This is a genomic window from Stenotrophomonas pavanii, assembly GCF_900101175.1.
GTDB classification, from domain to species: Bacteria; Pseudomonadota; Gammaproteobacteria; order Xanthomonadales; family Xanthomonadaceae; genus Stenotrophomonas; species Stenotrophomonas pavanii.
This window is the reverse complement of sequence record NZ_FNFQ01000001.1, coordinates 37116-50606: the sequence shown is the minus strand read 5'-3', so window position 1 is coordinate 50606 and position 13491 is coordinate 37116. Positions and strand designations below refer to the sequence as shown.

13 protein-coding genes are annotated in these 13491 nt (G+C 66.7%); 9 read left to right on the top strand and 4 right to left on the bottom strand.

Going from position 1 to position 13491, the window contains the following annotated elements; translation table 11 throughout:
* Positions 1 to 61: 61 nt before the first annotated feature.
* Together BLS66_RS00310 and BLS66_RS00305 are read left to right on the top strand one after the other, a co-directional pair.
* Positions 62 to 2590 carry a membrane-bound PQQ-dependent dehydrogenase, glucose/quinate/shikimate family gene (locus BLS66_RS00310; RefSeq protein WP_074724847.1) on the top strand — a complete coding sequence of 843 codons (2529 nt, stop codon included), beginning with the start codon at positions 62 to 64 and terminating at the stop codon, positions 2588 to 2590.
* Positions 2591 to 2819: 229 nt separating this feature from the next.
* Positions 2820 to 3302, top strand: coding sequence for an REP-associated tyrosine transposase (locus BLS66_RS00305; protein ID WP_074725072.1), 483 nt, complete (start codon positions 2820 to 2822; stop codon positions 3300 to 3302).
* 139 nt (positions 3303 to 3441) lie between these two features.
* On the opposite strand, the gene BLS66_RS00300 is transcribed toward BLS66_RS00305, so the two are convergent.
* The gene (locus BLS66_RS00300; protein WP_074724846.1) at positions 3442 to 3843 is read right to left on the bottom strand and encodes a DUF3037 domain-containing protein; all 402 of its coding nucleotides are present in this window, start codon (positions 3841 to 3843) and stop codon (positions 3442 to 3444) included.
* Complete coding sequence (locus BLS66_RS00295) at positions 3821 to 4597, bottom strand: HipA family kinase (RefSeq protein ID WP_074724845.1); 777 nt, start codon at positions 4595 to 4597, stop codon at positions 3821 to 3823. The genes BLS66_RS00300 and BLS66_RS00295 overlap by 23 nt, the downstream gene beginning before the upstream one ends.
* Before the next feature lie 238 nt (positions 4598 to 4835).
* Between BLS66_RS00295 and BLS66_RS00290 the strand changes: the two genes are divergently transcribed.
* The 3 genes from BLS66_RS00290 to BLS66_RS00280 all read left to right on the top strand — a co-directional run bounded on the left by BLS66_RS00290 (position 4836) and on the right by BLS66_RS00280 (position 8311).
* Positions 4836 to 5165, top strand: coding sequence for a hypothetical protein (locus BLS66_RS00290; protein ID WP_049465874.1), 330 nt, complete (start codon positions 4836 to 4838; stop codon positions 5163 to 5165).
* 164 nt (positions 5166 to 5329) lie between these two features.
* Positions 5330 to 7792, top strand: a complete 2463-nt coding sequence (locus tag BLS66_RS00285; RefSeq protein ID WP_074724844.1) for a S9 family peptidase — start codon at positions 5330 to 5332, stop codon at positions 7790 to 7792.
* A 198-nt stretch (positions 7793 to 7990) separates the two neighbouring features.
* Positions 7991 to 8311 carry a hypothetical protein gene (locus tag BLS66_RS00280; RefSeq protein WP_074724843.1) on the top strand — a complete coding sequence of 107 codons (321 nt, stop codon included), beginning with the start codon at positions 7991 to 7993 and terminating at the stop codon, positions 8309 to 8311.
* A gap of 15 nt (positions 8312 to 8326) precedes the next feature.
* Here the strand turns inward: BLS66_RS00280 and BLS66_RS00275 are convergent, their stop codons facing one another.
* Positions 8327 to 9310, bottom strand: coding sequence for a hypothetical protein (locus BLS66_RS00275; protein WP_074725071.1), 984 nt, complete (start codon positions 9308 to 9310; stop codon positions 8327 to 8329).
* 138 nt (positions 9311 to 9448) lie between these two features.
* On the opposite strand from BLS66_RS00275, the gene BLS66_RS00270 reads away from it, so the two are divergent.
* The 3 genes from BLS66_RS00270 to BLS66_RS00260 all read left to right on the top strand — a co-directional run bounded on the left by BLS66_RS00270 (position 9449) and on the right by BLS66_RS00260 (position 12069).
* The gene (locus tag BLS66_RS00270) at positions 9449 to 10414 is read left to right on the top strand and encodes a DUF2268 domain-containing putative Zn-dependent protease (protein WP_074724842.1); all 966 of its coding nucleotides are present in this window, start codon (positions 9449 to 9451) and stop codon (positions 10412 to 10414) included.
* A 47-nt stretch (positions 10415 to 10461) separates the two neighbouring features.
* Positions 10462 to 11250, top strand: coding sequence for an SGNH/GDSL hydrolase family protein (locus tag BLS66_RS00265; protein WP_074724841.1), 789 nt, complete (start codon positions 10462 to 10464; stop codon positions 11248 to 11250).
* A 96-nt stretch (positions 11251 to 11346) separates the two neighbouring features.
* Positions 11347 to 12069: a hypothetical protein gene (locus BLS66_RS00260; RefSeq protein WP_229301902.1), complete on the top strand. Its 723-nt coding sequence runs from the start codon at positions 11347 to 11349 to the stop codon at positions 12067 to 12069.
* 3 nt (positions 12070 to 12072) lie between these two features.
* On the opposite strand, the gene BLS66_RS00255 is transcribed toward BLS66_RS00260, so the two are convergent.
* Entirely contained in the window at positions 12073 to 12618 is a 546-nt protein-coding gene (locus BLS66_RS00255; protein WP_049469009.1) for a thioesterase family protein, read from the bottom strand.
* Positions 12619 to 12687: 69 nt separating this feature from the next.
* On the opposite strand from BLS66_RS00255, the gene BLS66_RS00250 reads away from it, so the two are divergent.
* Positions 12688 to 13263 (top strand): TetR/AcrR family transcriptional regulator, encoded by a 576-nt coding sequence (locus BLS66_RS00250; protein WP_074724839.1) that lies wholly within the window; start codon positions 12688 to 12690, stop codon positions 13261 to 13263.
* Positions 13264 to 13491 lie beyond the last annotated feature (228 nt).

Below are 13491 nucleotides of genomic sequence, written 5' to 3'. Positions count from 1 at the left end.
GTGCGCGCGCGCTTCACGTTGGCGGTGGGATAACGGCGCATGCTGCCCCCGGAGATCGACGATGTCCGCCACGCCGCAGTCCGCTCCCGCTCCCGTCCGTGCCTCCCGGCATCCCCTGGTCACCGTGCTGTCGCTGCTGCTGGTCCTGCTCGGCCTGGTCATCGGCGGGCTCGGCGCGTGGCTGCTCAGCCTTGGCGGCTCGGCGTACTACGCCATCGCCGGACTCGGCCTGCTGGCCAGTGGCCTCCTGCTGTTTGGCAACCGTCGCAGCGGAGCGCTGCTGTATGCGCTGGTGTTCATCGGAACACTGCTGTGGACCTGGTGGGAATCGGGCAGTGACTACTGGCGCTGGGTGCCGCGGCTGGGCCTGGTGACGGTGCTCGGCATCGTGCTGGCACTGCTGGCGCCGACCCTGCGCGAACCGGTCTCCAGGCGCCTGTCGCGCAGCGTGGCCGGCGTGCTGATGCTGGTGTTCGTGTGCGCCTTTGGCCTGGCCTTCGCGCCGCACGGCGAAGTGGACGGGCAGCAGCCGTTCCCCGAAAGCGCGGCCAGCGCCGGACTGGAACCCACGCGCGATACCACCGGCCTGCAGCCGGCCGACCAGCCTGCCGCGGGCGATTGGCCGGCGTGGGGCCGCAGCAATGCGGCCACCCGTTATTCGCCGCTGCAGCAGATCACTCCGGCCAACGTGGCTACGCTGCAGCCGGCCTGGCAGTTCCGCACCGGTGACCTGCCGAAGAAGCGCTGGGGCGCGGAAACCACGCCGCTGAAGATCGGTGACCGCCTCTATCTGTGCACCGCGCGCAATCGCCTGATCGCGCTCGATGCCGCCACGGGGAAGGAACTGTGGCGGTTCGACCCGAAGGTGCGGGATGCTTCGATTCCTTACACCGCCGCCTGTCGCGGCGTGAGCTATTACGAGCAACCCGCCACACCGACCTTCGCCGATGCGGTGCTGGCCGACGTCGCTGCCGATCTGGCCCTGCCCGAGCCGCCGCCCAGCGTCAGCCGCAGCGCCGCACCGGGCAGTCGTCCGGCCTGTTCGGCCCGCATCATCGAAGGCACGCTGGATGGCCGCATCATCGCGGTGGATGCCGACAGTGGCCACCCCTGTGCAAATTTCGGCAACAACGGCCAGGTCGACATCACCCTGGGCATGGGCGAGGTGCCACCGGGCTATGTGTCGATCACCTCGCCGCCGGCCATCGTGCGCGGCGTGATCGTCACCGGCCACCAGGTGCTGGATGGACAGCGCCGGGATGCACCTTCGGGCGTGATCCAGGCCTACGACGCGATCACCGGCAAGCTGCGCTGGACATGGGACATGGACCGGCCAGAGCGCAGCGGGCTGCCGCCGCGCGAGCAGACCTACACGCGCGGCACGCCGGACATGTGGACCACCGCCACCGGTGATGAAGCACTGGGGCTGGTCTATCTGCCGCTGGGCAACTCCGCAGGCGACTACTGGAGCGGCTCGCGTACCGAAAGCCAGAATCGCTATTCGACCTCGCTGGTGGCGCTCGATGTGGCCACCGGCAAGCCGGTCTGGCATTTCCAGGCCGTGCGCAAGGACGTGTGGGACTACGACCTGGGCTCGCAGGCCAGCCTGATCGACTATCCGACAGCGGCCGGGAAGGTGCCGGCGCTCCTGCTGCCGACCAAGCAGGGGGACCTGTACATCCTCGACCGCCGCAACGGCCAGCTGCTGACCGCCGCCGAAGAGCGCAAGGTACCGGTGGGCGGCGTCGAACCCGAACAGCGTTCTCCCACGCAGCTTTTCTCGCTGTACCACACGCTGCGTCGGGAGCATGACCTGACCGAGCGTGACATGTGGGGCATCACTCCGATCGACCAGCTGGTCTGCCGCATCCAGTTCCGCAAGGCGTACTACGAAGGCATCTACACGCCGCCGAGCAGTGATCGCCATTCCATCGAATACCCCGGCTACAACGGCGGTTCGGACTGGGGCAGCGTGTCCATCGACACGCGTCGCGGTATGATCGTGGCCAACTACAACGACATGCCCAACTACAACCGGCTGGTGCCACGTGCTGAAGCCGACCGGCTGGGCTGGTTGCCGCGCGAGAAGATCCGTGCCGACAGGGGCGGTGGCGAGGGCGCCGGCGATCCGCAGATGGGCACGCCGTATGGCATCCAGGTCAACGCTGGCTGGCGGCTGCCGTTCACCGGCCTGCCGTGCAAGCAGCCGCCCTATGGCGGCATCCGTGCCATCGATCTGCGTACCGGCAAGCTGCTGTGGGACCGTCCGTTTGGCAGTGCACGCGGCAATGGACCGTTCGGCATCCGTTCCGGCCTGCCGATCGAGATCGGCACGCCGAACAATGGCGGCTCGGTGGTGACCGCCAGCGGACTGATCTTCATCGCCGCCGCTACCGATGACCTGCTGCGCGCCATCGACCTGAAGACGGGCAAGGAGCTGTGGCACGCCACGCTGCCTGCCGGCGGGCAGGCCACGCCGATGGTGTACGAGCAGGGGGGGCGCCAGTACGTGGTGATCATGGCCGGCGGCCATCACTTCATGGAAACCCCGAACGGCGATTACGTGATGGCCTATGCGCTGCCCAGATAGGGCCGACAGGGTACAACCGGCTGGGTAGAGTCGACTGTTAGTCGACTATCGCGCGAAGCGCGGGCTTTCCAGCGTGGGGGAGAAAAGCAGTCGACTAACAGTCGACTCTACCCAGTTGACTCTACCCAGGCGACTCTACATCCCGCACGCTGTATCGAGATGATTCCTGATTCTGGCATTGGTAGTGAACCGATGCCGGAAATCCATGCGGGCGGGCATTCTCGAACTCATGCCAAGTCCCCAACTGCTTGCCGGCCGGCGATCCATCGCCGGCAATGTCTACACCATCACCATGGTGTGCCGGAATCGCTATCGCGTATTCGATTGCCCTGCCAATGCCCACCTTGCCATGCAGCTCCTCGGATCGATGGATCGGGAAGGCCTGACTGCATCACTTGCCTGGATCATCATGCCGGATCACATTCACTGGCTGGCTCAACTTCGTAGTCATTCGCTGGGCTACTGCGTGCAGCGCTTCAAGGCGCGCAGCAGCTTTCTAATAAACCGACGGCGAGGGAGCCGGGGTGCAATCTGGCAGGCAGGCTATTACGATCATGCAATCCGCAGTGATGCATCGCTGCGCAGGCACGCTTGCTACATTCTGGCAAATCCCGTTCGAGCCGGTCTTGCCGCGCAGATCGGTGAGCATCCGTATGGATGGTGCCGCTGGCCGTTGAACGAGCTTGAGCCAGCAGGCGAGCGCGAATGGTGATGGCACCGGCCGGGTGGCGTCTACCGGGTAGAGTCGACTGGGTAGAATCGACTGTTAGTCGACTGCCTTTCTCAGCCACAGCCAAAGAGCCCACGCTGCGCGCGTTAGTCGACTAACAGTCGACTCTACCCGATCGATGTCACTCGGATGGTGCCGGGACCCGCACCATCTTCGTCATCAGGTGTTCCACCACACCCGCCGGGTTCGCAGTGCGCCCCACATGCGTGCTCGACATCTGCACGACCGAGCTGCGCTTGGCGGTGAGGAAGTGGAACCGTGCGCGCGCCGGCAGCTGCGCGATCGGCCCAGCGCTGGCATCGCCGCGGCAGATTGCCACGATCGCATCCAGCCACGGCTGCAATGCCTCCTGGTCCAACGTCGGGGCGAAGGCGCGCAGGCGCCCGGGATCGATCTCGATGGCCGCTTCCAGATGGCGCGCGCCGGGGCAGGAGACGATCACTCCGACGTTGATGAACTCCTCGCGTTCCACCCGCGGTACCACGCGGATGACCGCATAGTCATACGTGTGCAGCGTGGGCACGGATGGCCTCCTGCACGAACACTGCACGCACTTTCAATCGGTGCCTGAGATAGGAAATGTAGCCCTGGCGATAGTCCTGCGGGCTGTCGAACGCCGGTTCGTCCACCAGCCAGCTGTCCGGCACCAGGCCGACGATGCGCTCGATTTCGGCATCGGTCAGGCGCGCAGCCAGTTCTGCATCCACCTCGGCGATACGGCTGGCGAACGGCAGCAGCACATGGTCGCGGATCAACACGAACGGCTTCTCGCAGGCGTCACCGGCATTGGCCCAGTCGTGGTGGAAGTACATCGCCGCGCCGTGGTCGATCAGGTACAGCTTGCGGTGCCATACCATCAGGTTGGGATTGCGCGTGGTGCGATCCACGTTGCTGGTGAACGCATCGAACCAGGCGATGCGCGAGGCCAGGTCGGCGTCCACCGGCATCGCCGCCGGATCGTAGTTGATCGCACCCGGCAGGTAGTCCAGGCCCAGGTTCAGGCCTTCGCTGGCACGGATCAGTTCCTGGATCTCCGGATCAGGCTCGGTGCGGGCGAACTCGCGGTCCAGCTCGACGAACAGGATTTCCGGAATCGGCAGGCCCAGCGTGCGTGCCATTTCGCCGGCGATCAGTTCGGCAATCAGTGCTTTCGGGCCCTGGCCGGCGCCGCGGAACTTCAGCACGGCCATGCCGTCGTCGTCGGTCTCGACCACGGCGGGCAGGGAGCCGCCTTCGCGTAGCGGGGTGATATAGCGGAGGGCATGTACGGTGCGCATGCCCGCATTCTAGCGTGGGTGCAGGGGCAACCCGGCGGCCCGATCGAGCGGGCTCGGCCTTCACCTGTCCGTTCCGTCCGTGGTGGCAGCATCGGTGTCACGAACCCTCGGGTTCAGGGCGTGCTGGCGCTCCCCATGCGGGTAGTCCAGGCAGGGCAGGTGCCCCGCTGCCAGCGATGCCCGCACTGCGAAGCGGAAACCTCATCCACGATGTCCAGCAGGCTACGGAGGTGCACCGATGAGCGATGAATTCACTCCCATGCTGCCGCCCTTGGACGATGCCAAGGTCGAGGAAATGATCGGCAAGGTGGTGCTGGTGGGCGTCACCCGCTATGGCGGTGACGGCCAGGTGCAGGGGCTGGAGCAGTACGCCGGTACCGTGCTGCGCATCAGCGCCGACGAAGGCGTAGTGCTGGCGGACGAGAATGACGGCCATGAGCGCTATCTGCCGCCGATGCTCGACCACTACCTCCCCGCCGAACCGGGCGAGTACTGCATGCGCAGCAGCGGCATGATCGTGGTCGACCCGGACTATCTGGCCACCTGGGACCTGCATGCCCAGCAGTAGTGCCAGGCCATGCCTGGCAGGCGCCTGCGGCCGGCGCCTGCCGGTGTGGCACTTTGCCCCATCCGGCCACTAGCCCTTCCGGCCCATTCACCACAACCCCTGCGGTGCTAGATTCGGGTTCATGCCCGATTCCGGGTACCCATTCACACCCCAGGGGGATAAGGATGCTGATCCGTCGAACCTCTCTGGCGGCGGCCGTTGCCGTTGCCACCGTCGGGCTGCTGGCCGCTGGCCCGGCGCTTGCCGACTACGCGAAGCCGCCGGAGCACCTGCTCAAGGTGCTGAAGGCACCGCCGCCGCCGACGCCGAACGTGGCTCCGGGCGGCCAGCGCCTGTTGCTGACCACCGCGCAGACCTACCCATCGATCAGCCGCGTTGCCCAGCCGTACCTGAAGCTGGCGGGCGTGCGCCTGGAGCCCAAGAACCGCAGCCGCCATGACACCCCCGGCGGCTATGGCATTCCGGCCTGCGTGGCCGACTTCACCCTGGTCGACATCGGCACTGGCAAGGAGACCAAGGTCAACCTGCCGCAGGGCTGCGCCACCGGTGCGCTGTGGTCGGCCGATGGCAGCCAGTTCGCGTTCCAGAACGCGGTCGATACCAGCGTGCAGTTGTGGGTGGGCGATGCGGCGACCGGCCGGGTGAAGCAGGTGCCGAACGTGCAGCTGAACCCGATCTTCGGTTCCACCGTGCAGTGGCTGGGCGGCACCCGCAACCTGCTGGTGAAGCTGGTGCCGGCCAACCAGGGCCCGGCGCCCTCCAATGGCGGCGTGCCGACCGGCCCGGACGCGCAGGAGTCGCTGGGCAGCAGCGGCGAAAGCAGTACCTACGAAGCCCGCGACACGCTGACCAGCGTGCACGACGAAAAGCTGTTCGCCTACTACGCTGCGTCGCAGCTGGCCGTGGTCGATACCACCGCCAACAGCGTGCGTCCGGTCGGCCAGCCGGCACTGTTCAACGAGGTCAGTGCCGCACCCGATGGCGTGCACGTGCTGACCGAATCGATCAAGGCACCGTATTCGCACGCGGTGACCTACCAGCGTTTTGCCAATGACGTGGCCGTGCTGGATATCAGCAATGGCCGCAGCGCGCCGATTGCCAGCCTGCCGCTGGCCGACCGCGTGCCGGTGCATGGGGTGCCGGAAGGTCCGCGTGGTTTCGACTGGCGTGCCACTGATCCGGCCACCCTGGTCTATGCCGAAGCGCTGGACAAGGGCGACTGGAAGGTCAACGTGCCGCATCGCGATCGCGTGCTGATGCTGAAGGCGCCGTTCAACGGCAAGCCGGTCGAGATCACCCGTACCGCACAGCGCTTCGAAGGCTTCGCGTGGACCGCCGATCCGGCCGTGGCGTTCCAGTACGAGAACGACGAGAACCGCCACTGGATGCAGACCCGCATCGTCGACGTGGACCAGCCGAAGCAGGAGGGCCGCCTGCTGTGGGACATGTCCAGCGACGAGCTGTACGCCAACCCCGGCAACCTGGTGTTCACCCGCCTGGCGAATGGCGCGCAGGTCGTGCGCCGCGAGGGCAACCATGTGTTCCTCAGTGGCCGCGGTGCGTCGCCACAGGGCGACCGCCCGTTCCTCGACCGTCTGGACCTGGGCACGCTGAAGAGCGAGCGCCTGTTCCGCAGCAGTGCCGACGCCTACGAGCAGTTCCTCGGCTTCAGCAACACGCCGGGCCGCTACCTGACCTGGCACCAGTCGGTGATCGATCCGCCGAATGCCTTCATCCGCCAGCAGGGTGAGGCGGTGGCCGACGCGAAGGCCGGCGAGGCGCAGTTCGCGTCCACCGCGACCGCGCTGACCAAACTGATCGACCCGACCCCGGAAGTGCGCCAGATCAAGAAGCAGCTGGTGACCTACAAGCGCGCCGACGGCGTGGACCTGTCGTTCACGCTGTACACGCCGCCGGGCTACAAGGAAGGCCAGCGCGTGCCGGCCATCCTGTACGCCTATCCGGCCGACTTCGCCAACGCCGCGCAGGCGGGGCAGGTGTCCGGTTCGCAGCAGACCTTTACCCGTCTGCAGCCGTACCGCCTGATGCTGCTGGCCGGCTACGCGATCATCGACAATGCCTCGTTCCCGATCGTGGGTGACCCGAAGAACGCCTACGACACCTACCTGGAGCAGCTGGAAGCCGATGCCAAGGCGGCGGTCGACAAGGCGGTGGACATGGGCGTGGTCGACCGCAACCGCATCGGCGTGACCGGCCACAGCCACGGCGGCCTGATGACCGCCAACCTGATCGCGCACACAACGCTGTTCAAGGCTGGCGTGGCGACCAGCGGTTCGTACAACAAGACCTTTACCCCGTTCGGCTTCCAGAACGAGCGTCGCTCGGTGTGGCAGGCGCAGGATGTCTACCTGAAGGCCTCGCCGTTCTTCTATGCCGACAAGATCAAGCTGCCGCTGCTGCTGGTCCACGGCGAGGACGACGCCAACCCGGGCACCGAGCCGTTCCAGTCGCGCAAGCTGTACCAGGCGATCCGTGGCAACGGCGGTACCACCCGCCTGGTGATGCTGCCGAATGAGCCGCACTGGTATACCGCGCTGGAATCGAACGAACAGCTGGTTGCGGAAATGCTGAACTGGTTCGATACCTACGTGAAGAACGCCAAGTAAGGGAACGGGAAGGCCGCCTCAGGGCGGCCTTCCTGCATCCTGTAGAGCCGAGCCCGTGCTCGGCTGGCGTTCGCCTGTAAACGGATTGAGGTGCTCTGCATTCAACTGTGGAGACTCGGTAACGACGTGTTACCGGCACATTCCTGCGTCATGCAAATGGGCTAGGCTGAGGCTGTGTGCTCGTTCCAGGTCGGTGCAATGAAAGCCATCTTCCTCGCTGCAGTGCTGTCGTTGGCCTCGATCTCAACGGCCTATTCTCAAGCATTGCCTACAGAACTGGCGCAACTGGGCATCGTCGCCGGCATGCCCTACGCCAAGGCGAAGCGCCTGATGGATGCGGCAGGGTGGCAGGCGAGTCCGGTTCAGGGCGCGCCTGAGTCGCTCGAAGGCTTTCCGGAAGTCGGATGCCAGAAGGGCGGAACCCGCTGCACGACGACTTTCAAAAAGGACGGTCAAGAGGTCGCGGTGCGGCTGGGCACCACTCTGGCCGGGCAGCCGTTCGTGCAGGGCGCGGACTGAGCGCGCCCGTTGCGCTCAGGCAAGCGGTAACCGGTCCTGCGCGCGTGACAGCCGGTCATGCAGGTCACGCACATGCTCGGCCTTGGCATGCACGCGGGCAGTGTCGCCGAAGCTGCGCAGGTAGGTGCACGCGGCAAAGCCGGCACTCTTCCTTTCATAGTCGGCAATCCAGGCCAACCGGTCAGGGTTGTTGGCCTGTTCGGCTGACCACGCGGCCACTGGCGGCCGGATGCGATAACGCAGACCGACGCGCCACGGCTTCGGTGTCAGCCGTGCACGGAAGCAATGCTGCAATCGGCACATGCGCGCGTATAGCGGATCGGTACCCAGCACCTTGAAGAAATCCTGCGGAAGCGTGTCTTCGGGTGAGAAGGTGGCATGCATCGCCAGCACGCGCAGCCCGGCCGGCGTGCGGTAGGCGCGCAGGTGCCAATCGGGGTGCTGTGCGCTGAAGGCCTCCACGCGCTTCAACGCAAGTCCTTCAACGCCGCCGGCGGCGGCCAGGCGTTGTTTCCGCCGCATCAGCACTGCCGCGTTGACCAGCAGCACTGCCGCTACGCCCAGGACCAGGCCCACCAGCCAGTGCCAGAGCAGGGTGCCGATGACCGCACCGGCAAGCAGCACGACCGCAGCGACGATCGCCGGTATCACGCAACCGGCCGGTGGCTGCGCATGATCGATATCGGCGAACAGCACGTCGGGGCTGTTGAGGCACAGTGCGCCGTAGCTGTTGCGGGTGATGATGACATCGCCATCGCGCTGCACGATCTGCTCGCGGATCGGTACGCCCTCCACGCCGTAGTTGCTGCGGATTTCGCGTCGCGGCAGCACCTGGCCGGCGAGGATCGCGTTGAGTGCCTCGTTGGCGCGGCGGTCGGCATGCGCCTGCGCCTCCGCAGGGCCCTCGTCGGACCAGCCGAAGCGGCGCACGACCACCGGCCGGCCACGAAAACGGGCCTGCAGGCGGGCTTCGGCCCAGTACGCGGGAACGATCATCATCGTGCGGTGCTCCATCATCCATGGCAGGTGCCAGAGTCAGTCTGGCACAGCCCCGCAGGGCCTGCATGTGCCCGCTGCGGAGGCGCGGGCGGAGTGGTAGATTGCGCGCTTCGCATGCACTCCACCAAGGACGGAGCGATGTCCAGTTTCCTGCGTTGCCTGCTTGTCCTGGCCTGTGCCGGGGCGGTCGGCATGGCACAGGCGGATACCCCGCCGGGGCCGCAGATCCTCACCACCGATGCCAGCCGCTTCTACGCGCTCTACGACAGCACTAGCGGCAGGCCCAGTGTCGCCCAGCTGGCCGGCTACCTGGCCGACGGCAGTACGGGCCTGGATGAACTGGCAAAGGCGCGCCGGGTGACGCCCGAGCGTATTGCCGAAGCCATGGCCAGCCAGCCCGAGGTGTATGCGCACGGCCGCAGTTGCCTGGCGGAGCTGCCAGCGGTGAAGCAGCGCCTGGTGCAGGTGTTTGGCAACCTGCAGGCCATCTATCCGCAGGCCGCGTTCCCGCCCGTGACCATCGCGGTCGGCCGTGGCCGGCCGGTCGGGTTGACCTCGAAGAGCGGGGTGATCATCGGCCTGGAAGCGCTGTGCGCGGCGGATTTCATGAATCCCGATGTGCAGGATCGGTTCGTGCACGTGATCGCGCACGAGTACGTCCATATCCAGCAGACCGGCCTCACCGACTTCGAGCCGGGCGACCCGCGCGCGACGGTGCTGCGGGTGTCGCTGGGCGAAGGCATCGCCGAGTTCATCGCCGAGCTGATTTCCGGCAACGTCGGCAACAGTCGCCATGCCGCGTGGACGCGCGGCCGCGAGGTCCATGTTGAAAGCGCCTTTGCGCTGGATGTGGACAGCACCGATCTGTCGCCGTGGCTGTACAACTACAAGCGGGGTTCGCAGGAGCCCTATGACCTGGGCTATTGGGTGGGCTACCGCATTGCCAAGGCCTATTACCTGCAGGCCAGGGACAAGCGCGATGCGGTGCGTGCGCTGATCCAGCAGGACAATCCAAAGGCGATCCTGGCCGCCAGCGGCTGGACGCCCGGCATGTGGATGCCGGCCAAGGTGACCGGCGTGGCGGCACGTTCAGCGGCACGCTGATCGCAGGTCGAAGCGCTAGACTGTCAGCGTGAATCGGGAGAGTCTGCATGCGTAATCCTGTCGTGCTTGCCAGAACGTTCGCCCTTGCCCTGGGGATCGGCGTGACCGGTCCGGCCGTGGCCGCTGAAGCGAGCGCGGTCAATCCGTTGCTGCTCAAGCCGGTAGCGCAGCTGCAACCTGACGAGATTCGTTTCATGCAGCAGCGACTGGCTGATTGGCCGCAGCTGCAGCGGTATCGCGACGCCAACGCACGCGTGCCCCCCGCTGTGCCGGGGCAACCGCGTGTAGTGTTCTTCGGTGACTCGATCACCGAAGGCTGGGGCAGGGAAGGCAGCGCCGCGTTCTTCCCCGGCAAGGGGTGGCTCAACCGCGGCATCAGCGGGCAGACCACGGCGCAGATGCTGGTGCGTTTCCCACAGGACGTGCTGGCCCTGAAGCCGCAGGTGGTGGTGATCCTGGCCGGTACCAACGACATTGCCGGCAACACTGGTCCGGCCACGCAGGCGATGATCGAAGACAACCTGCACGCGATGGTGGACCTGGCACGCGCGCACGGCATTCGCGTGGTGCTGGCGTCGGTGCTGCCGGTCAGCGAGTACCCTTGGATGCCGGGGATCACGCCTGCGCCCAAGGTGCGTGCATTGAACTCCGCGTTGAAGCGCTATGCCGATGCACAGCATCTGGTCTATCTGGACTACTACGCGCCGATGGCCAACGTGGCCGGTGGCCTCGATCCGCCGCTGGCCGCGGATGGCGTGCATCCCACCGCGAAGGGCTATGCAATGATGGCGCCGCTGGCGGAGGCGGCAATCAGGCGCGCAATGGCGCTGGAGTAGGCACAGCACCCGCACTGCACAGGATCCAGCCCGCCAAGGTACAGTGGCGCCGAAGCCGGCCACGCAGCGTGGCCGCCAGGGACGATGGGGTGGGTGATGCGGAAGGGATTCCAGGGGTGGCTGCGCCGCAGCGGCGCAACGATGGCCTTGCTGCTGGCCGCCGTGCCGGCGTTCAGTGCAGACACGGCGGCGCCTTCGCCGCTGACGCGTGAACCCGTGGCCGGTGTTTCATTGGCCAAATGGACTGCCCGCTGGTGGCGGTGGGCCGACGGCCAGGGTGGCGCGCCTTACCTCGACCCGGATGGCCGTGTGTGTGACCTGGGCCAGGAAGGACCGGTCTGGAACCTGGCCGGCACCAATGGCCGTTTCCGTCCACACCGCGAATGCGTGGTGCCGGCGGGCAAGTACCTGTTGCTGCCGATCATCAACATGGCGCACTACCAGATGGATGAGGGTGTGTCCTGCAAGGAGCTGCAGGCCGGGGCGGCGGTCAACAACGATTACCTGATCAGCGCGGTGGTGCTGCTGGATGGCCAGCCATTGGGCGACATGCGCAGGCACCGGGTCCGCAGCGAAGGCTGCTTCCGCATGGATGCCGATGACGAACACTCACGGCTGGCCGCCGCTGACGGCTACTGGGTGATGCTCAAGCCGTTGCCGCCGGGCCGGCATACCCTCAGCGTGGGCGCCAACTACGGCGTACCGGAGGGTGGCGCGTACAGCCGCATGCGGCAGTCCTTCGAATACGTGCTGCACGTGGGAGGGCGCACCCAGGTGGTATCGCGCGGACAGCGCACGATGCCAGTGGCGGCTCCCTGAGGCTCAGGCGTCGTCCTGCTTCAACGCCGCATCGGCGGCCAGCAGTGCCTCGGCGGCCGCACTGAGCGGCGGCGACGGCGGCGCGACCACGCCGATCGCTTCCATCATCTTCGGCATGCCCAGGAACTGGCGAGCGCGACGGTCGTAGATGCCGGTGACCAGCAGTGCACGGGTGGCAATCTTCTGCTCGGCGCCGATCAGCACGCGCTGCTCCATGATGCCGCGCGAGCCGACCCAGCCCACCAGGCGCGTTTCCAGAGTGAAGCGCTGGAACGGTTTGAGCTCGCGGCGGAACTGGATGGTGCCGGCACCGACGATCGGTGCCCACTTCTCGCGCAGCGCCACCCGGCCCAGGCCCATGCGCAGGATCAGGTCCAGCCGGCCCAGGTCGAAGATGTTCCAGTAGCGGCCGTTGGTCATGTGCAGGTTGCTGTCCAGATCGTTGGGCAGTACCCGGAACTGCAGCCGCGAGACCCCGAACGGGGCCTCCAGCTTCGGCCGGAACAGGCTGCGCAGCAGCAGATGGAGCAGGCGGAACCAGAGATTCATGGCTATGACGACTGTTATAGAACGGCCGGTACGCTAGTCTATGACGACTGTCTTAGCAAGGAGCCCGCCGTGAGCCCGCGACCCTCTGATGCGCCCCAACGCGTGATGGATGCTGCGGCACAGATGCTGGCACGGGTGGGTCTCAATGCCACCAGCATCCGTGAAGTGACCAAGCTGGCCGACGCGCCGCTGGGCTCCACCTACCACCACTTTCCCGGCGGCAAGCAGGAGCTGCTGGCGCGCGCCACCCACATGGCCGGCGACAAGGTCGAGGCGCTGCTGGTGGCGCTGCTGGAGGGTGGGGCGGCGCAGGGCCTGCAGCAGTTCCTGGCGATGTGGCGCGAGCGTCTGCTGCGCTCAGAATTCCGCGCCGGCTGCCCGGTGCTGGCCGCTGCCGTGGAGGAGCCCGTGGAGGCGACGCCCAGCCAAGCCCGTGCCGCGGCCGCCGAGGTGTTCGCGCGCTGGCACGGCCACCTCGCCTCGGCGTTCGCCGCCGAAGGCCATGCCCCGGCAGCGGCGGGTGAGCTGGCCAGCCTGGTGATCGCCAGCGTGGAGGGGGCGGTGGCGATGTGCCGCGCGCTGCAGGACATCGGCCCGTTCGACCAGGTGGCCGCGCAGTTGCTGAAGGCGGCGGCGCGTCCTTGATCCGGCTATCCGCGTGCGGGAGACGCGCAGCAGGTCAGCGGAAGATCATCACCATCGCGCCAGACGCCGGCCATCACCACCTACGCGTGCTCGGCAAGGATGTCCGCCTGCAGCACCAGCTTCCCGAAGTTCCCGGCCGCCATGCCTCCCACCCCCTGGCGGCTGCATGAAGCGCTCGTGCCGCTTTTCATCCAGCCCACTGGCATTGCCGATGAACCGCGACAGCGA